The 18,640-nt window shown below is 42.9% G+C and carries 16 protein-coding genes, 1 tRNA gene, 1 other RNA gene and 2 pseudogenes; 7 read left to right on the plus strand and 13 right to left on the minus strand.

What is annotated here, in order from left to right; all coding sequences use genetic code 11:
* Positions 1-342: transposase (locus E4T71_RS05355; RefSeq protein WP_194181234.1), on the plus strand; the 342-nt coding region annotated here is incomplete at its 5' end.
* Positions 343-694: 352 nt separating this feature from the next.
* Here the strand turns inward: E4T71_RS05355 and E4T71_RS05360 are convergent.
* The 4 genes from E4T71_RS05360 to E4T71_RS05375 form a co-directional block, all read right to left on the minus strand.
* Positions 695-979, minus strand: coding sequence for a rhodanese-like domain-containing protein (locus E4T71_RS05360; protein ID WP_135037884.1), 285 nt, complete (start codon positions 977-979; stop codon positions 695-697).
* 8 nt (positions 980-987) lie between these two features.
* Positions 988-1,431: a D-aminoacyl-tRNA deacylase gene (dtd, locus tag E4T71_RS05365; protein WP_135037887.1), complete on the minus strand. Its 444-nt coding sequence runs from the start codon at positions 1,429-1,431 to the stop codon at positions 988-990.
* A gap of 9 nt (positions 1,432-1,440) precedes the next feature.
* A complete protein-coding gene (locus E4T71_RS05370; protein WP_135037890.1) occupies positions 1,441-3,660 on the minus strand; it encodes a bifunctional (p)ppGpp synthetase/guanosine-3',5'-bis(diphosphate) 3'-pyrophosphohydrolase in 2,220 nt (739 codons plus the stop codon).
* A 65-nt stretch (positions 3,661-3,725) separates the two neighbouring features.
* On the minus strand, positions 3,726-4,940 hold the full coding sequence (locus E4T71_RS05375) for a hypothetical protein (RefSeq protein ID WP_135037893.1): 1,215 nt from the start codon (positions 4,938-4,940) through the stop codon (positions 3,726-3,728).
* A gap of 172 nt (positions 4,941-5,112) precedes the next feature.
* Between E4T71_RS05375 and E4T71_RS05380 the strand changes: the two genes are divergently transcribed.
* Positions 5,113-5,766 (plus strand): HD domain-containing protein, encoded by a 654-nt coding sequence (locus E4T71_RS05380; RefSeq protein WP_135037895.1) that lies wholly within the window; start codon positions 5,113-5,115, stop codon positions 5,764-5,766.
* Positions 5,767-5,931: 165 nt separating this feature from the next.
* On the opposite strand, the gene pelG is transcribed toward E4T71_RS05380, so the two are convergent.
* The 7 genes from pelG to E4T71_RS05415 all read right to left on the minus strand — a co-directional run bounded on the left by pelG (position 5,932) and on the right by E4T71_RS05415 (position 13,836).
* Positions 5,932-7,380, minus strand: coding sequence for an exopolysaccharide Pel transporter PelG (gene pelG, locus E4T71_RS05385; protein ID WP_135037897.1), 1,449 nt, complete (start codon positions 7,378-7,380; stop codon positions 5,932-5,934).
* Positions 7,380-8,777: a GT4 family glycosyltransferase PelF gene (gene pelF, locus E4T71_RS05390; RefSeq protein WP_135037899.1), complete on the minus strand. Its 1,398-nt coding sequence runs from the start codon at positions 8,775-8,777 to the stop codon at positions 7,380-7,382. The genes pelG and pelF overlap by 1 nt, the downstream gene beginning before the upstream one ends.
* Positions 8,778-8,815: 38 nt before the next feature.
* Positions 8,816-9,715 carry a hypothetical protein gene (locus tag E4T71_RS05395; RefSeq protein ID WP_135037901.1) on the minus strand — a complete coding sequence of 300 codons (900 nt, stop codon included), beginning with the start codon at positions 9,713-9,715 and terminating at the stop codon, positions 8,816-8,818.
* A 3-nt stretch (positions 9,716-9,718) separates the two neighbouring features.
* Positions 9,719-11,458 (minus strand): hypothetical protein, encoded by a 1,740-nt coding sequence (locus E4T71_RS05400; RefSeq protein ID WP_135037903.1) that lies wholly within the window; start codon positions 11,456-11,458, stop codon positions 9,719-9,721.
* 191 nt (positions 11,459-11,649) lie between these two features.
* A complete protein-coding gene (locus tag E4T71_RS05405) occupies positions 11,650-12,405 on the minus strand; it encodes a 16S rRNA (uracil(1498)-N(3))-methyltransferase (RefSeq protein ID WP_135037905.1) in 756 nt (251 codons plus the stop codon).
* A 1-nt stretch (position 12,406) separates the two neighbouring features.
* Positions 12,407-13,354, minus strand: a complete 948-nt coding sequence (gene prmA / locus E4T71_RS05410; protein WP_135037907.1) for a 50S ribosomal protein L11 methyltransferase — start codon at positions 13,352-13,354, stop codon at positions 12,407-12,409.
* A gap of 11 nt (positions 13,355-13,365) precedes the next feature.
* Entirely contained in the window at positions 13,366-13,836 is a 471-nt protein-coding gene (locus tag E4T71_RS05415) for a DUF3013 family protein (RefSeq protein WP_135037909.1), read from the minus strand.
* Positions 13,837-13,908: 72 nt separating this feature from the next.
* Between E4T71_RS05415 and E4T71_RS05420 the strand changes: the two genes are divergently transcribed.
* From E4T71_RS05420 to E4T71_RS05430, 3 genes are all read left to right on the plus strand, one after another.
* Complete coding sequence (locus tag E4T71_RS05420) at positions 13,909-15,168, plus strand: replication-associated recombination protein A (RefSeq protein WP_135037911.1); 1,260 nt, start codon at positions 13,909-13,911, stop codon at positions 15,166-15,168.
* A 178-nt stretch (positions 15,169-15,346) separates the two neighbouring features.
* A non-coding RNA gene (gene ssrS, locus E4T71_RS05425) (6S RNA) lies at positions 15,347-15,539 on the plus strand.
* A gap of 2 nt (positions 15,540-15,541) precedes the next feature.
* Positions 15,542-15,614: transfer RNA gene (locus tag E4T71_RS05430), tRNA-Lys, on the plus strand.
* A 319-nt stretch (positions 15,615-15,933) separates the two neighbouring features.
* On the opposite strand, the pseudogene E4T71_RS05435 reads toward E4T71_RS05430, so the two are convergent.
* Positions 15,934-16,254, minus strand: a pseudogene (locus E4T71_RS05435) (HAD family hydrolase); the annotation flags it as partial.
* A 158-nt stretch (positions 16,255-16,412) separates the two neighbouring features.
* On the opposite strand from E4T71_RS05435, the pseudogene E4T71_RS10225 reads away from it, so the two are divergent.
* Positions 16,413-17,164, plus strand: a pseudogene (locus E4T71_RS10225) (IS3 family transposase); the annotation flags it as partial.
* A 26-nt stretch (positions 17,165-17,190) separates the two neighbouring features.
* Positions 17,191-17,274, plus strand: a complete 84-nt coding sequence (locus E4T71_RS10550) for a hypothetical protein (protein ID WP_368773481.1) — start codon at positions 17,191-17,193, stop codon at positions 17,272-17,274.
* On the opposite strand, the gene E4T71_RS10050 is transcribed toward E4T71_RS10550, so the two are convergent.
* Complete coding sequence (locus E4T71_RS10050) at positions 17,255-17,515, minus strand: HAD hydrolase-like protein (protein WP_194181251.1); 261 nt, start codon at positions 17,513-17,515, stop codon at positions 17,255-17,257. The two genes, E4T71_RS10550 and E4T71_RS10050, sit on opposite strands and share 20 nt — an antisense overlap.
* Between the last annotated feature and the right edge of the window lie 1,125 nt (positions 17,516-18,640).

An 18,640-nucleotide genomic window follows, 5' to 3' on the forward strand; every position in this document is an offset into this window, starting at 1 on the left:
TGTAATACGGCTTGGATGAATGAATTTTTACGACAACTGTCAGAAGCTTACCCTAACGACTATATTATTTTGGTGATGGATAATGCGGTTTGGCATAAATCACAGACATTGGATATTCCTAGCAATATTGAATTTACATTTATTCCACCTTATACACCAGAGATGAATCCGATTGAACAAGTTTGGGCAGAGATTCGGAAATTAGGATTTAAGAACAAAGCATTTAAATCATTGAATGACGTCATTGATCAGTTGCAAGAAGTTATCCAAAGCTTATCAACTACTCGCTTACGATCGATTGTCCATAGAGAATGGATATCTGCTAATTTTGATTCTGAATGAGTATAAGGACCAAAACCATACCGTTCAGGCTGTTTCCTCTACATTTCAGGCTATCCTAATCACAAGAAGCTCGATTCGGGATATAATAAGTCCAAACTAACACACCGTCAAACTAGAAAGGTCTTATCATTACTCATGAATATCGCTTTTATTAAATTCTGTTCCAACCTACTCAGTATCATTTTTTTCCTTGCTTTGATTGGTTCCTGTTTCCCGGTTGGCGAACCCCTCCTATCCCTGCTTTTGGGGATTCAATTCACAGCTATCGGACTCCTCTTCCTACTGACTTTCAGTATTCGTCCGCCAAAATAAAAAAATTCCTTCAAGTCATGAAATACTTGAAGGAATTTTTTTATGGTTCATAACTAGACCAGCCATCTACAACCTGAACAACCTGATAACCTTGTTCGTTTAAGAAAATACTAGCCTTCTGAGCACGAATACCCTTGGTGCAGACCACATGATAGACCGTATTGACATCCAATTGATCTAGAGAGTCTGCTAATTCCGATTCAGGAATATTGAGCGAGCCTGCAAAATGGCGAAGGGCAAAATCTTCCCGATCTCGAACATCCAAAATGGCGATTTCTTTCTCATCCTGCAAAGCACCTAATTGAGCTATCGTTATTTTTTCCATCGTACCCCCTAAGGATTTTTACTATCCAATAGAATCGTCACTGGCCCGTCATTCACCAAAGCCACCTGCATATCTGCAGCAAACACACCTGTCTCAACGGGAACAAAATCTGCCAAAAGCTGATTAAAATCGTCATACAAAACCCGAGCCAAATCCGGCTGAGCTGCTCCGGTAAAAGCTGGCCGATTCCCTTTTTTAGTTTGAGCAAAGAGAGTAAATTGGGAGACAGACAAAATTTCTCCTCCAATATCCTGAATGGATAAATTCATTTTCCCTTGATCATCCGCAAAAATTCGCATATTGACAACCTTACGGCAAATATAGGCTAGATCATCCGCAGTATCATCAGGATCAATCCCGACTAACAGGAGAAAACCTGAGCCAATGGCTCCTTGAACTTCCCCGGCAATGGAAACAGAAGCTTCCTTTACTCGCTGTAATACAACTCGCATAAATAGCTCCTATCCATTTGTTCTTTTAACAGAATAAACATCTGGCACATTCTTGATACGGTCTACAACTGTTGTGAGATTGGCCAAACTCGAAATACCGAAGGAAACGTGGATAGTTGCAAATTTCATATCCTTCGATGGTTGAGCATTAAACATGGATATATTCTTAGTTGAATTGGAAAGAACCTGCAAGACATCATTAAGTAAACCTGTCCGATTGAGACCATAAATATCGATATTCGCGGTGTATTCCTTATTACCTGAGCCAGAACCTTCCCACTCAACCTCTAAGAGTCTTTGCTCATAGTTTTCTTGCGAACGTAGGTTCATACAGTCTTCACGGTGAACAGCAACTCCACGTCCCTTCGTAATATAGCCAACAATGGTATCCCCTGGAACTGGATTACAACACTTGGCCATCCGAATCAGCAAACCTGGAGCTCCCTTAACAGAAACACCCTCTTCCTGCCTAGATTTGGTGTTGATCGGCTTATCACTCTTGATCTCTCCACCATGAAGGAGCTCTTCAGCTTGGGCACGCGCCTTCTCTCGCTCAATTTCCCGACGTTCTTTCTCCGTCAAGCGGTTAAAGACAGAGATCGCAGAAACTTCCCCAAATCCAATAGCTGCATAAAGAGATTCCTCAGACTTATAACTGGATTTATCCAAGTAGGCATCTAGGTGCTTTTTATCCAAGAATTGGTTCGCCTGCATATCATGCTGCTGGAATTGCTCCACCAAAAGCTCTCGACCCTTATCAATAGACAAGGCCTTATCTTGATTCTTGAAGAACTGACGAATCCGATTACGGGCTTTGCTCGTTTTAACAATTGTAATCCAGTCTCGACTTGGACCAAAAGAGTTGGCAGAGGTGATAATTTCCACCTGATCACCAGTCTTAAGCTTGGTGGTTAGTGGCACCATACGGCCATTAACCTTAGCACCAGTAGCCTTTTCCCCAACCTTAGTATGAATTTCATAGGCAAAATCAATAGGTACCGAGTCTTTCGGTAAGGCACGGACCGCACCATCTGGCGTAAAGACATAGATTTCTTCGGCTAGGAAATCTTGTTTAACCGTGTCCACAAATTCCTTGGCATCTCCAGATTGTTCCTGCAAGTCCATCATCTCGCTAATCCAGTTCATTCCGATCGCTGATTCCTTGCTGTCTACTTTACCCTTGATACCTTTTTTATAAGCCCAGTGAGCGGCAACCCCATATTCCGCAACTTCATGCATTTCCTGGGTCCGGATTTGAAACTCAATCGGCCCTTTTGGTCCGTAGACAGTCGTATGGATAGACTGGTAACCATTGGCCTTCGGATTGGCAATATAATCCTTAAATCGCCCTGGCATTGGTCGCCACAATTCATGGACATATCCCAACATCGCATAAACTTCGCTCGGTGTTTCTAAAATACAGCGAATAGCGATCAAATCATAAATCTCCTCAAAACGCTTTTTCTTATCCTGCATCTTGCGGTAGATGGAATAGATATGTTTAGGACGCCCATAAATCTGGCCGTCCAAATTCCGCTCGGCTGTGTACTTAGTAATTTTAGCAACCACTTCATCCACGAGCGCTTCCCGTTCCCGCCTTTTTTCTTTCATTAAATGAGTAATCTTATAAAATTCAACCTCATTCAAATAACGGAAGGACAAGTCTTCCAACTCCCATTTGACACTGGAAATCCCCAAACGATGCGCCAACGGAGCATAAATGTCCATGGTTTCACGAGCAATTCGCTCTTGTTTATCCTTGCGAAGATGCTTGAGAGTCCGCATATTGTGTAGACGGTCAGCCAACTTGACCAAAATAACCCGCATGTCCTGAGACATGGCCATCAACATCTTGCGATGATTCTCTGCCAACTGTTCCTCGTGCGATTTATAGGTTACCTTTCCAAGCTTCGTCACACCATCTACAATTAGCCGCACTTCTTTGGAAAATTCTCGCTCAAGACTATCCAAAGATACCACCGTATCCTCTACGACATCATGCAAGAAACCACAAGCCACTGTAACAGCATCCAACTTTAATTTCGCTAGAATCCCCGCAACCTGAATGGGATGAATAATATACGGCTCCCCAGACTTGCGAAACTGACCACTATGACGATCAATCGCATAGATCAAAGCTTTTTGAACGAAGGCTACATCTTCGGGTGATAAATATTCTCTCGTAAGGGCAACAACTTGAGCCCCTGTTAAATTCGCTTCTTTTGACATCCTGCTCCCCCTTGTTCTTGTCCCCTATTTTACCATTTTTCCCTTGGTATGGAAATACTCCAACCCTATAGAAGCAGGCCTCCAGCCCACTTTTTCCCTTTTTGAGAAAAAATCCAAAAAGACTTTTGACTCAAAGGATCTTCAATGCTAAGACTTAAGAACTTGTAAGCCAACAAGGGCTTGGTAAGCCAAGTAAAACACCGACTCCTCTGCCCCGCAGCCAACCGCCGCAAGTCCAAGGACAAAAGCTGCCGCCCCCGATCTCCCTGCCAAGTCTCCCAGTTCACAAACACTGGCCAAGCAAAAGGAAAAGCCGCTACTCCCCTATTTTCCCAAGTTAAAATCAAACCAGTCCCCAGTAAACTAGATACAAAACGGACCTGGGATAACCACAGCTGGTAGCCCAAACACCTCTCTACCGCCTGAAAAGTCTTTGGATTTTGGGGCAAGGCTGGTCCCAAAAAAGACAAGGCCAGACTCCGCATCTGAGCTAGTAAGTCCCGCCCCGGTGGAGACCATAAACAATTCGAAGACCACTCACCCCCTAGCACCCGCTCTAAACCAACCTCCCCCAAACCATACATCTGAGCCCCATCAAAAGACAAACCTCCCCACCTTAACTCGTCTAGCCAGACCCGTGTCTGAGCCAAATCCCCCAATTCATCATGATAGAAAGCATAAGCCTGCTCCCAATCCAACCAGCTAAAAGCACGCCGCAAGCAAAATCGACAGTTTTGAAACGTCGCTAGCCAGGGGTCGACATAAAACCGCTGGGCAAAATCTCCTTGAGGTAAGGGACCCAAGCCAGCAAGTTGATGCCACTCACCCCAGTGACCCAAACCACCTAACTGCACATAAGCAAGCAAACCATCTTGCCCCCATGCTTGTCCCAAAGCAAGTACCAAACGCTGATAGGCTAGTGCTAAAAAAGGATGGTTATAATCAGGTGCCAACCCAGATCCAAAGGGACCAACATAAGATTTTGCAGGTACTCGCTCCAATAACCAATCTGGCAGATCTGGCTTCTCCTTCCGACTAGGGTTGTCCAAAATCAGCCGAAAAACCAAACGCTGGCCCTGCTGCCGTAGTTTACAGAAGCCCAATCGCTGCTCCCAATCTCTAAATGTAAATTCTCCTTCCTTCGGCTCTAAATCCCGCCAATTCAAAGATAAAAAACGAAGACTAGTCCTTCCCGTGTCAACCTGCCGAAGATCTGGTGCATAACCCACCAAGGGGCGATTCTGTAGGACTTGATACTCCCATCGTTTAATCCGATACATCCCTTCTCCTTTACTGCCAATTCTTCCCTTAAACGCCAAGAACATGCTATACTAGTTGCAACCATACTGATTAAAGATCTCTTCTACCGTTGCCAATTCAAGTGAGAGTGCTGATTGCAGTTCTCGACTACCATTCACGGATAGCAGAGAGCCTTTGCAAGAAAGGAAAGCTATGACTGACAAAAAGACTATTTTAGAAAAAGCTCGAACCTTTGTTTTTCAAGAACTAGCAAGCGAATCCTCTGGTCACGACTGGTGGCATATCCACCGAGTCACCCAGAATGCCATCACTATTGCCAAACAAGAGGGTGCTGACCTCTTTATTTGTGAACTTGCCGCCCTTCTTCACGATATTGCAGATGCAAAATTTAATGAGAGTGAGGCTGCTGGACTCCAAATCGTCCAAAACTGGCTGACAACTAACGGGGTCTCAGCTAGTGACTCTGAGCATATCCTACACATTATCCAATACATGTCCTTCAAGGGAGGCACTCAATCTCATGTCAGCCTAAGCCTTGAAGGACAAATTGTCCAAGATGCTGATCGCTTGGATGCCCTTGGTGCTATTGGAATTGCGAGAACCATGGCCTACTCTGGTCACTTCGGCAGACCGATCCATGATCCCACTCGCAAACCTAGAGAACAGCTAAACTTAGAAGAATACCGTAATGGACAAGATACCGCAATCATGCACTTCTATGAAAAACTACTCAAATTAAAAGATCTTATGAATACTACTCATGCCAAAAAAATGGCTCAGGGACGGCACCAATTTTTAGAGGTCTATCTGGAGCAATTTTATGCCGAGTGGGAAGCAGAGCGCTAACCTTCTCCTCTTTTGAATATAGGAAAGAGACTGGGCAAAAACTAGCAATTTCTGGCTTAGCTTGAAATTTGAATAAATAGAAAACAGCTTAGAATCAACGTTTTTAATAACGTAATTCTAAGCTGTTTTCTATTTCGAAGGCTTTTTGCCCAGCCTCTTACTTGTTTATTCGAATTTAGCAAAAATTTCTTCTAGCCTTTGAGCTATCTGTGTATAGGTTTTTGGGGATTTCAAGGCTACTTGAGCCGAGTGACCTAGAACATGATAGGTCATTTGTTCTTGTAAGCGAGCCAATCTTCTACGAGCCAGCAAAACTAGAACTAAGCTAGCCGCAAGAAAGCCACAGGCCAGATAAGCCGGAGCTAGCCAGGCCAAGACTGCTGTTAGACCCACAGAAAAGACTGCAAAAATTTGAGCAAGAACCTTCGCACCACGATAATCCGCAAAATAGAGAATCGTCAACAGGTACGCATTCGCGATTCCGTAAATTCCATAACCCAACAAGAGCTGATTCAAAAGGAACAGACTTCCTACAGGGAAATGTGACTCCAGCGGTAAAAGCAGGAGGTTGAGCACCACCATGAGTAAGCTAGTCGCAATAACCTGTTTCCAAATGAGATACCCCAGTTCCCTCTGTAATACCCGTACCATATCGCGCTCAGCCTGTTGCAGACTAAGGTAATTCCCTTTTTTATTATATAAAAGGAAAAAACGATGGAAGTGGGGATAAAAGAAAACTTCGACAGAAATAACATAGGTCACCAAAGCAAAGAGGGTTAGGAGAAAGGCTAAAAGTAGACCAAAATTATAACTAGGGGCTTGGCGGAAAAAACCGGAAACCGTCTGGCTAAGAGGACTATAGAGGGCAATTACCACATGCCCATAAAGTCCTAAGAAAAGCAATGGTCCTACAGGTGCCAAATCCGCATACCCATCGACACTTCGTAAAAAATCAAAAGACAGGCGGTGATTGCTAGGATAGTGCAACAAAATCTGACCAACCATCCGAATTAGCACAAAACCATAAGCCAGACAGGCCCCTAACAGAAGACCTTGATTCAACCCAAGGTAGGATGCTAAGCCACCAACGACCAGAAGAATGCCTGCAGCTAATACAAAAGCCTTACTGATCGAGCGATATTCCTGGATAGCCGTTAAATATTGGATAGCATTCCAAATTAAGGTCAGAACTCCAAATAAGAGTAGATTCAAAAGATAAGCCCAGGGACCCAAACCTGTAAACAGAAGGAATAGGCCATAAACCAACATTCCCACCATCAAGAGCAGGGCACTGGAAGCAAAGAAAGACGGAAGAACCTTGTCTTCCTGGTCCTGATAAAGACAATCAGCTAAATAGCGGCTAACTAGGTAAGAAAAGAAACTCTGAATACCTAGAGAACCCAACATAGCATAGGTAATCTCTGTCAAAACCTGCGTACGACTACTCGCATCCACCAAGGTCAACTGGGCCAACAATTGTACCAAGCCAACTAGGAACAGGCCTAGTAAAAAGGGACCGACATAAATCAGACTAGTATAGCCATAAGCCTTCTCCTTGGAAAGCGGAGTCTGTTCGTCATAAATTTTTCGCAATTCAAAACCGATTCCGGCCACTAGTTCAGCCTCCCTTCATACATCTGCTGGTATTTCTTCATCATGTGTTGGTGTTGATAGCTCCGAGCTACTCGTTGTCGACCAACCTGTCCCATACGCCAGCGAGCTCCTTCAGACAGAGCCATTTTAATCATCGCCTGTCCCAAAGCCCGACTATCCGTCGGTGGAACTGTATAACCGGCTAGTCCCAATTGATCAAACGGACCACCCTCTAAAAGCTCCCGACAGGCTCCGACATCTGTAGTAATACAAGGACGACCTGCTGCCAACGATTCCAATACAGCTAATGGCTGCCCCTCTGACAAACTCGAGAGAACTGTAAAATCCAAATGTTTCATGTAGTCCCGTACATCAACACGTCCTACAAAGATAATTCGATTCAGCTCTAGATCTTTCACCAACTGGTAACATTGTTGAGCATAGTCGGAATCAACTGTATCTCCAAGAATATGCAGGCGAACATAGGGAAGTTCCTGACTCACGTCTGCAAAAGCCCGAATCAAATTGAGAACATCCTTAATCGGTGCCAGACGAATCACCGCACCAATATCCACCCAATCTCCAGGAGCTTTTAAAGGAATCCCGTTAAAGCGCTCATAATGAATCCCGTTCGAAATCACCTTAGTCTTTCTAGCAGGAGCTCCCAAAGCTATTTGCGTTGTACGTGCATTCTCAAACAAAGATGTAATGCAATCAGCCTGATCATAAGCCGCTTGAGCCAAGCGATTAAAGTAGGTGATCCAAGCTTGCTTCATAGCATGGAGAACCCAGTTGGAACTAAGAATTTCTTCTTCCCGTTCCCGACTATAGATTCCATGCTCCGTCACATAAAAAGGGTTCCCCGTTTGATAACTAGCCATAGCCCCCAACACGCCTGCATAACCTGTTGAGATCGTATGATAAGCATCCGCTTGCGGAATCTCAGACCCAAGAACCGTCAAAAGCGGTGTTAGCATGGATTGCAGAGAATAGTAAAAATCTGTAAAAGGTACCAGTGGGTAAGATTCCTTAGCTGCTTCTTCCACCCAAGAGATAAACTCAGGACTTCTAGTCAACCAAGCGGGATCCAGACGTCCTGCTTGAGCAGACTTGAAAAGTTGTGACCAAGATGGCTCCCCACCACGAATCAAGGCTTGCAGACTAGAAACTTCCATATCTGACAAGGCCAAAGCAGATCCTCCAGAAATTTGTGGTGCTTGATCCAAGAAAACTTCATGAAAAGCTACAACATTATTAGGTATTTCATAAACCGGTTCAGCTGATATAGAACCACCTGGATGCACCGTCCAAATAACAAACTCGTGCTCCGGTAAGGATTGAATATAATCATGAGCCCAGGTTGAAACTCCCCCATGGACATAGGGATAAGAACCTTCAAAAATAAGGGCAATTTTCATACTCTTCTCCTTCTTTCTTCTTACTCGCCTTGAAGACCTTAGAGATTGCCTTCCAGACCTTGTTCCCAGAATCGTAAATTCGCTTCATTCTCATGGGTAATGTAGATGCCTTCTTCTCGAGCAGACGCCAAGGCCTTCCGAAAATTCCATGCATCATGTAATTCATAATAATAACGAAGTAGCAACATCCAGACCTCTTCCTTGTCCGACCAAGTCGACAGGAGACTATAGAGGCTCTCTTGGACTGCTTCATAATCTTTTAGATCCAGGTTAATCTGCGCTAAGCGCAAACTTCCTTTAAAACTGTTCGACTGCTCTTCTTGCGCACTAGCCAAACGGCGAGCCTGTATTAAATACGCACGACGAGCCTGTCCTTCCAATAAATCTGTTGCCAAGTAAGCTTCCAAAACCTGCTGATAGGCTTTGAGCCGAGCAGGTTCATGCGGTGCTTCTTCATAAGACTTCCGCAGATTTCGAATATCCCGCTCATAGTCCTCTTGCAAACTCGCAATCACACTAGCCGCATAGTGAACAATCTCCGGATCTCGGTGTTTCCGTGCCATGAAAAGCAATTCCAAGTTCTCCTTTGCCTTACTTAAAGGTAAGTCTAACAACAAGCTTCGAGCTACCTGACCGTCTTCCAATAGAAGAGCTGTCTCCAAAGGTAGAACCAGGCTTTGATGCGGATCCAAATCCAAGCCCTTGGTTTGCTCCATCACATCCCATTCAACTGGTTCCTCAACCAATTTTGGATCTAACTCAATTTGCTGACTAAGATGGATAATGGAAAGAAGCAAGGGACCAAAAATCGGCAATAGGAAAGCAAAAAGCAGATAGTAACCAGGAAAATAAAACACTCCCCGCTTACACTGTCTGGTCAGGTAACTAGCCCAGACCAAATGAAGAACCAAAACCAGGCCCATAAAGGTCCATTCCATAGACTAACCCTCCTCTTTTAGCTGTCCCAAGCGTTTTCGTGCATCTTCTCTTTCCAAGAAGAAACTCAACAATTGGACAAAGAACTCAATTTGTTGTGACTCCTGTAAATTCATGTGTTGGAAATCCACTCCCTCAATCCAGAGCAGATAGGCCACCTGTCCTGAACGTTTAATGCTGACAGCATAGGCCGGGTATCCCGCCAAAAGATCCACATTAACCCAAGAAGAACCTTCTTGAATACGTGTCGCCACCCGTGGAAGAGCAGATAGATCAATCTTATCAGGCATCCCTTCAGACTTGCCAACCACCAAGTGGGCTGTCACCAATCCTTGATCAAATCGGTAAATCCCCAACTTCTGCGCTTGAATTTTTGTATCCAATTGACTCAAGGCTTCCGCAAAAATCGTATCTCCTGGAGCTTGGGCTAAACGGTTAAAAAGGGTTGCAAAATAACCAAAACCACCGCGCTCGCTCAAGATTTGATAGCGCAAAGATTGCCGATCTTCTAACACATGACGGTAATTTTCCTGCAAAGCTTGATGCTCAGCTTTAAGTGCTGCTTGTTCGGACCGCAGAGTCGCCTGCCGATCCAAACTTTGCATTTGTAAATAACCCGCAAGAGAGGTAGCTAAGACATAGGCCAAAACCTGAATCCAAAAACCAGCTGAGGTTAACAGAGGCACTGCCTGTCCTTGAGCAAATGCCAGCTGTAGGACAAGAACCAAGCCTAAAGCTAGGAAGCCCTTTTTAATTCCCCGCGCTTGGGCTACGACTACTAAGTACAAAAGGGGGAAAGAGAGAGACAAAGCGAAGAATTCATGAGTCACTAAGAGTTGTAGACCCTGAGCCAACAGAGCTCCGAAGAAGAGGACTGCATAGTCCACCCAAGGAGACTTGGCTTGATCCAGTGGTTGCCAAACCTTCTCCTCCACTCTAACTTCACCAACTAAGGGAAGCAAGTCTAAAATACTAGCCGGCTCAGACCACTGGTAACGCTCGGTTAGACGAGGCCCTACTGTCTCTGAATAGAACTCTTGATCTTGACCTCGGAAATGACGCTCTAATCCAGCCAAACTTTCTTCTTTCAATAAAAAGTCTGCCAAATCTCCAAAGGTTGCTTGCGAGTTTGGGAACCAAGACAAGGTCTCAAATTGACCATCCCAACTATCAAGAATCCGATAAACGAGGGAAGCAAGAGACTCCAAGGTTGTGAAGGGAGCAACTTGATCTTCCCGTTCCGTAAATTCTAAACGACCATGAACCTGTGCTTGTCCTAAAACCTTCGCAAAATAAGGTTCCTGATTCCAATTTGAAAAGAGGTAGGGCAGTTGCAAGATTTTATACGGCTGCCCTCGCCAAGATTCTAACAATTCAGTTTCCAAATCCATCAATCCCGGAAGACTCGACTCAACTTTGGGCCCTGTTAGATACAAGAACTTCATAACCGAAACCTTACCAGCCGCCAAGGATTCCAATAATTCCCGTAAGGAAGCGAGAGACTGTGCACTTGGATTTTTATAAGTTAGGTGGTCAGAGAAAAAGACCACTTGTTGGAAGTCATAGGCCTCCACAATCTCCGTCAAACTAAAGGGACTCTGCCCTGGTTTGACCACTGTCAAATTCTTTTCTTGTCCCCCTTCTAGCTGGGATTCTCCAAAAATGAAGACCGATCCCTGAGGGAAACTCTCTTGAATAAAGCTCTCCGTTACATAAGATGTATTCCCTATTAACAAAGTCCGCATCTTCTCGCTCCTACTTTCCTTTTCCATTCACTTGTTCTATTCAATCAGGACAGTTCAAAGAGACAACTCCCCCAATTTTATCAATATTCTCATTATACCATACTCTTTCAGGGATTCCGACACTCACACCAAAAAAAGAGGCTGGTTCAAAGTCCCAACCTCTTATCAGGGAACCAACAAGCCCCTCTTCTCTACACATTTTTGTGGGAAGAAAGTTCCAACTGATAGCTAATAGCACTCAGTAGATAAAGGGGAGCTGTTTCTGCTCGAAGAATCCGAGGGCCTAAACCAACCAACTGGGCACCATGTTCTTGATAGGAGGTAACCTCTTGAGGACTAATACCTCCCTCTGGACCAACAAGTATCAGTATTTTCTGACCTTCTGTCAACTGACTCAGTACCTGTGCGAAACGGCTCTTTTCACCGGCCTTAGCTTCTTCTTCATAAGCCACCAAGACATGGTCAAATTGGTCCATTCGTTGCAAAAGTTCCGCCTGGTCAGCCAATAGCTCCACCTGAGGAAGTAAGTCTCTCTTGCTTTGCTCCGCTGCCCCTAAAACAATTTTTCGCAGTTTATCTTGCCGCTTAGTTCGTTTTTTCGCATCCCATTTGACAACCGACCATTGACCAGGGAAACCCCAGATTTGATGGACACCTAGCTCAGTCGCTTTTTGAGCCACTAAGTCGAGCTTATCCCCCTTGGGATAAGCACAAGCTAGTGTTACTTGAACCGGCAATTCTTGATTTGACACCACACGCTCCTCTAAATCAAACAGAGCAGCTTCTTTGTTCGTCAACCGAGCTTGCCATTTTTCCCCATCATGAAAGACCAGGATCAAACGTTCTCCTTCTTGAAGCCGAAGAACAGAGAATAAATGTTTGAGCAGCTCCTTATTTGTTACTTGATAGGGATTTGAAACTGAATCTTGAACAAAATATTGTTGCATGCTAGCCTCCAATAACACCTTCTGGATTTTGGGTCTTCTTAAAGACAGCCGCATTCCACTCTCCTTCAATCATTTGGCGTTCTAGGTAAAAACCAGCAGCTTCTGCTGCATCTCGAACAAGCTGCCACTTATCTGCGATAATACCGCTCATAATGAGATACCCCTCATCTTCCAACAAACGGTAAGCATCCTCCGTTAATAAGACCAAAATATCGGCTAAAATATTCGCAACAATAACCTGAGCTCGCTCCTCAACCCCCACCAAGAGGTTTCCTACTGCCACCTGAATCCGCTCAGAACCTGGATTTAAATCAATGTTCTCTTGTGCCACCTTAACTGCAACTTCATCCAAATCATAAGCAAACACCCGCTCTGCTCCTAGCTGAACTGCCGCAATCGACAAGACTCCACTTCCCGTTCCGACGTCCAAGACCCGCTCCCCGCCACGGAGAACTTGCTCCAACGCGTACAAACTCAATTTAGTTGTTGGATGCGTTCCTGTTCCAAACGCCATTCCTGGGTCCAACCGCAAAAGTTTTTCTCCTGGGCTCGCTTCATAATCTTCAGTCCAAGATGGTAGAATCGTCAATTGCTGACTGATTCGAGCAGGTTCATAGTACTTCTTCCAATTCTCTGCCCAATCCTCTTCTTCAAGTGTCTGCGATGCAATCTGAATACCAGACTTATCAAAGGAAACCTCAGCTGCTTGAATCGCAGCTGCTAGTTCCTGCTTCAAAACTCCTAAATCGACCTGCTCTGGATAATAGGCCCGAATCGTAATTGTCGGTAACAAAGCCACCTGGGGCAACAGTTCGCCAAAACCATCTTCTGGTCGCTGAAACTCTTGGCTATCCTCAATCGCCACCCCTTGGGCGCCGAACCCAATCAATAGGTCGCTCATCCATTCTTCACCCTCACGATTCACCACGACCGCTAATTCTTGCCACATCTTTTTTCCTCCTAATAACGCGGATAGGGATAGGTTCTTCCCTCTTCTATTTCCTCCAAACCACGTTCAAATGCTACGTGATTCCACTCCAATTCAAAGTCCTCTGCTTCTTCATCCTGTAAAAAATCAAAAATAGCGTCCAAGCCATCTTGGGCTAAATCTGACAAAAATTGCACAAAGTAAGCTAGGAACTCGCGGGAAAACCCAACCTTGGGGTCATAGGGAATAACCGTCAAATAATCCCTCTCCTCATACCGAGACTTGGCAGGATTCACAAATAAAAGCGCCTCCTCCAACAACAATTCCTCTGCAAAAACCTGATCCTCCTCGTCCAATAAAGCCACTTGTTCCTGATTGGCAATCTCTAACAAGAAAGATAGTTGGACAGCATGGTTTTTCTTATCCCACTGAATCTCGTAATCGAATGGAAAAATTTTGTCCATCTCCTGCTCTAATACCTCGATAAATCCATATTTGGCCATAGGGTGGACCTCCTTTCATGTGCTATAATAGTTCTTATTATTCTACCACAAGATTGAAGGAGGAAGAAACGGATGCACCAAAATCTAGCCCTAAGGATGCGACCCCAAAATCTGGAGCAGATCGTTGGACAAGCACACTTGGTCGGTCCCGGTAAAGTTCTACGCCGCATGGTCGATGCGGGCAAACTCTTCTCCATGATCCTTTATGGCCCACCAGGAATCGGAAAAACAAGCATTGCCAGCGCTCTCGCTGGAAGTACTGGTCAAGTTTTTCGAACCTTCAATGCCACAACCGATACCAAACAACGGATGAAAGAGATCGCTGAAGAAGCTCGATTTTCTGGTAGTCTCGTTCTCCTACTCGATGAAATCCATCGTCTCAATAAGGACAAACAAGATTTCTTTCTTCCCTTACTCGAAAGCGGTCAACTCACGATTATCGGAGCCACAACAGAAAATCCCTACTACTCCATCAACCCTGCTATCCGTTCTCGTCTACAAATCTTCGAACTCAAACCCCTCACCACAGATGAAATGAAGGTCGGTATTCAAGCAGCTATCAAGGATTCTAAGCGCGGCTTCGACTTTCCCGTCCACCTCACCTCTGAGGCCCTCACCTTCCTTAGCCAAGCCAGTAATGGCGACCTTCGTGCCGCCTACAACACCCTTGAACTAGCTGCCCTCTCCACCCCCAAAGATGATGATGGACAAGTTCAACTGGACTTGGAAATCCTCCAAGAATGTCTCCAAAGTAGCCATCTAACACTAGACAAAGACGGTGATGCCCATTATGACCTCCTCTCCGCCCTTCAAAAATCCATTCGTGGCAGCGATGTTGATGCCAGCCTACACTACGGAGCTCGCCTAATTAAAGGCGGTGATCTAGACAGTTTAGCCCGCCGCCTCACGGTCATTGCTTATGAAGATATTGGACTAGCAAATCCACAGGCTCAACTGCATACTGTCACCGCTCTTGAAGCAGCTACACGTATCGGTCTCCCCGAAGCCCGTATCCTTCTTGCTAACGTCATCATCGACTTAGCCCTCTCCCCCAAATCCAACTCAGCCTATATGGCCATGAACCAAGCATTAACAGATCTTGAAAAGCTGGGTTCACTCCCCATCCCTGACCACCTCCGCAGCGGCGTCCGTACAAACACAACCAAACAAACTTACCTCTACCCTCACGACTATCCAGACAAATGGGTCGACCAACCCTATCTACCACCCCAACTTCGCAACCGCTCCTACTATCAGCCCAACCAAACTGGTCGCTATGAACAAGCCCTAGCTGCTCGGAAAGACTGGATCGACCACCAGAGGCAAACCTAAACGCCCTAACAGTCCTACCCACAGTTCTTTTCACAATTAACGAGGAATCCCCTGTAAAATCTCGTAAAAAGAGGATGAACACGGTACATCTTTAAAGACAGATTTATTAGATAAGCGTTTTCATTTTTTTATCTTTTTCGCTTGTCATTTTTAAAAAAAGTGGTATTATAGATATAAAGATACGCTGTGGTGTGCGAATTCATACTTAAGTGTTGACCGACTATTTTTTGTATCATCCGGGAGACAAAGACATCTAACCGCGTGCAGGCCGTTCCACACGGAAGCAGCTTCAGTTAGAGCATGTCACCCACCTGCTTATTTGCGCGGGTTCAATACAAATCATGAATTTTCGGCACCAATACAGCTATTTTTTGCCTCCTTAGCTCAGCTGGCAGAGCAGCGGACTCTTAATCCGTGGGTCGCAGGTTCGATCCCTGCAGGGGGCAGTTGAATACAGACGAAAAAGAGACTGGGCAAAAACTAGCAATTTCTGGCTTAGCTTGAAATTTGAATAAATAGAAAACAGCTTAGAATCAACGTTTTTAATAACGTAATTCTAAGCTGTTTTCTATTTCGAAGGCTTTTTGCCCAGCCTCTTTTTTTGGTATCTACGTGTCTTTTGTCCGCCGTATGTCCGTTTGACTCAAAACTTTATGATTCAAGGATGCCTTTTTCTCGTTGTGACGAAGATATTCATTTCTACCTTTCAAAAAAATTGGATTTTGCATTATACAAAATCCAATCCTCGATGCATCACTAAATTGTTTATAAATTAGTAATAATATCGTACACCTGTCTCACATTTTCCACTCTCCAATTAGCTTCGGCATTAAAACGTGGCAGTCTGAAATCGTAATAACCGATCGTAGGAATCTCTACAGTTGTAGAAGCTTCAATAGCAATACAATTTTCAGCAGATAATGAAAGCCTCTCCAAAACATAATGATAAATTTCCGGATTGGGCTTACTCTCCTTAAAATTTTCTCCACTTTCAATAACATCAAAAATTTGAAAAATAGTACAGTTTTCTAAAACTTCTCTAATATGTTGATACGTTGATGAAGAAGCTACAGCTAACTTAATATTATTTGCTTTGGCAAACTAGATAATAAGCTCTATATCTTTACGAAATAATTTTTGATAATCTAAGTTCTTGTAGTGTTCTGTGCTAAAAGCTGGATGGGTTACACTTAACTAGACAGAAATTATAAACTCCTCTAAAATTGAATCAAAAGGAGAATATTATGGCTAGGCGTACTCGTCGTCATTTCAGTGACGAATTTAAACAACAAATCGTAGATCTTCATCGAGCAGGAAAAAGACGCAGTGAAATTATCGAACAGTATGATTTGACTCCCTCAACCTTTGATAAATGGATTAGACAGCCTAAAACAACCGGCTCCTTTAAATCAATTGATAATCTTTCTGATGAGCAACGAGAGCTAATGGAATTACGAAAAGAAAACCAGCGCTTGAAAATGGAGGTAGATATTTTAAAGCAAGCGGCAGTGATTATGGCACAAAAAGAGCGGTAATTACTGCTAACAAAGACAAATACAGCGTGACAGACATGTGTCGCATATTAGGAATTTCACGTTCTACCTACTATTACAAAGCTAAAGACTCCCAGGAAGAATGTTCCTCAGATAAGCATCAAGAAATGATTGAAGAATCTGTTCAAAGAATTTTCAAAAAGAGTCGATGTGTCTATGGAGCTAGAAAAATTAAGAAAGCACTTGCCAAGGAAGAAATCCATTTGTCTAGACGCAAGGCACGCCAAATTATGAAAAAATACAATTTGATATCGGCTTATCAAACAACTCATTACAAACCCTATTCAAAAGAGAAAAATGAAAACTCGATTCCAAACAAAGTTAATCGAGAATTCAGTAATAGATATCCTCTGGAAGTAATCGTTTCCGATCTAACCTATGTTCGTATCCAGAAACGATGGGCTTATGCCTGTATTATTATTGATCTCTTTAATCGTGAGATTACATTCATTGGTGGAATCACCAAAGGATTCATGGTAGCCTCAATTACCAGACACCTATGGACGTCAGACTAAGGTCTGACGAAAAAGAATTTATAAATTTGTCCAAATAGGTGTTGCCTTTCCAAGCCATACCTTTTCGATTTCCTCTAGCGTAAACTGCTTTCCAATAAATTTTTGTAGTAGTCCATACAAACGACCATACGATGTTCCGACTATTTGAAGTAATTCAGCATCTTCAATTCTGATATCAGGATTACTTTTCTCTATAAAGTTTTTTTGTAACTGAAAATCATAATATTCAGTATCCACAATCACACCATCCATATCAAATATAATCGCCTTCAAATCCATAGCAATCTTGAATAGATTTAATATCATCAATAGAATTGAAATCAACGGTATGAATTTTAAATGAGACGTATACTCTAAATATCATTTCTAAACTTAAAAATTAAATAAAATCAGCGTAATTGGTGATATATTTTTGAAAAGAATATAATTAAGAGCCCGAAAATCATAGAAGAAAGAACAATTATTTCATTTTTTACCTGTAATAAATGTCGAAGAATTACAACAAATAAAATAAAAAATAGCATGATAAAGATTGTGATTACTTTTTTTGAAATCATATTATGCACCTCCCCCAAAAAACAACTATAAATACATTCCTTACTAAAGATAAGCCCCTAAAAATTAAGATCCATATTATAAAAGAAAGCAATACATCAATAGTTGTTTCCATTAATAAAAAAATACGGAACCTTACCTTCCAACTTTAAACCAAGAAACATCTATAAACGTTATTAACTTCGAGCTCCTTTATAAGTTTGACGCATAGAGCAAATACTAAAAAGAATTTGAATACATCAATATTTTTATCAACATAACGGAATCTAATAAGGAGTGACCAACTCTTGAACTATAATAATTTTTAACTATATCATAGATAAATGAGACATCGATAGTGGATTCACTTTGGCAAAGTCTGTAATTTTCAGGAACTAGACACTCTAAGCAATAAAAACCTATTTGACTACGACTAGATTCTGAGCTAACTTGGCTAAACACAGCTCCCTTCGTTCCAAGCGTTTTCCTTATTTCTATTATACTCCTTTATATAAGAAAAAGCCTCTAGAATACAGCCGTCTAGAGACTTTGTCCATCATTTACTTATTTTCTCCGTGCTCAAAATTTTAGATTTTTAATACCTATGTAATTTACAAAGCTCTAAAAACATCTATTTACTACTCTCTAATTGTAAATTTCATTATTTTTTATTAAAAAAATCCAAATAGAAATCGAAAAATAAATTACAACTGCAATTAACCCAAATTATTCATACATAACTAAAAAAACTTCCAGAATCGCTGATACATCATGGTTTCTGGAAGTTTTTGATTTTCACCCATTAGGTGAGACTTTTGACTGGACAAAAAAGGATTTCCCCTTTATGATATAAGCGCAAACCAAATCAAA

The sequence above is a fragment of the Streptococcus sp. WM07 genome, from assembly GCF_004570525.1.
Lineage (GTDB): Bacteria > Bacillota > Bacilli > Lactobacillales > Streptococcaceae > Streptococcus.

What these genes read in the sequence shown, in the direction of transcription:
- E4T71_RS05360 (WP_135037884.1), bottom strand. Translation starts at nt 979, where the DNA reads ATGGAAAAAATAACGATAGCTCAATTAGGTGCTTTGCAGGATGAGAAA.
- dtd (WP_135037887.1), bottom strand. Translation starts at nt 1,431, where the DNA reads ATGCGAGTTGTATTACAGCGAGTAAAGGAAGCTTCTGTTTCCATTGCC.
- E4T71_RS05370 (WP_135037890.1), bottom strand. Translation starts at nt 3,660, where the DNA reads ATGTCAAAAGAAGCGAATTTAACAGGGGCTCAAGTTGTTGCCCTTACG.
- E4T71_RS05375 (WP_135037893.1), bottom strand. Translation starts at nt 4,940, where the DNA reads ATGTATCGGATTAAACGATGGGAGTATCAAGTCCTACAGAATCGCCCC.
- E4T71_RS05380 (WP_135037895.1), top strand. Translation starts at nt 5,113, where the DNA reads ATGACTGACAAAAAGACTATTTTAGAAAAAGCTCGAACCTTTGTTTTT.
- pelF (WP_135037899.1), bottom strand. Translation starts at nt 8,777, where the DNA reads ATGAAAATTGCCCTTATTTTTGAAGGTTCTTATCCCTATGTCCATGGG.
- E4T71_RS05395 (WP_135037901.1), bottom strand. Translation starts at nt 9,715, where the DNA reads ATGGAATGGACCTTTATGGGCCTGGTTTTGGTTCTTCATTTGGTCTGG.
- E4T71_RS05400 (WP_135037903.1), bottom strand. Translation starts at nt 11,458, where the DNA reads ATGCGGACTTTGTTAATAGGGAATACATCTTATGTAACGGAGAGCTTT.
- E4T71_RS05405 (WP_135037905.1), bottom strand. Translation starts at nt 12,405, where the DNA reads ATGCAACAATATTTTGTTCAAGATTCAGTTTCAAATCCCTATCAAGTA.
- prmA (WP_135037907.1), bottom strand. Translation starts at nt 13,354, where the DNA reads ATGTGGCAAGAATTAGCGGTCGTGGTGAATCGTGAGGGTGAAGAATGG.
- E4T71_RS05415 (WP_135037909.1), bottom strand. Translation starts at nt 13,836, where the DNA reads ATGGCCAAATATGGATTTATCGAGGTATTAGAGCAGGAGATGGACAAA.
- E4T71_RS05420 (WP_135037911.1), top strand. Translation starts at nt 13,909, where the DNA reads ATGCACCAAAATCTAGCCCTAAGGATGCGACCCCAAAATCTGGAGCAG.
- E4T71_RS10050 (WP_194181251.1), bottom strand. Translation starts at nt 17,515, where the DNA reads ATGGATTTGAAGGCGATTATATTTGATATGGATGGTGTGATTGTGGAT.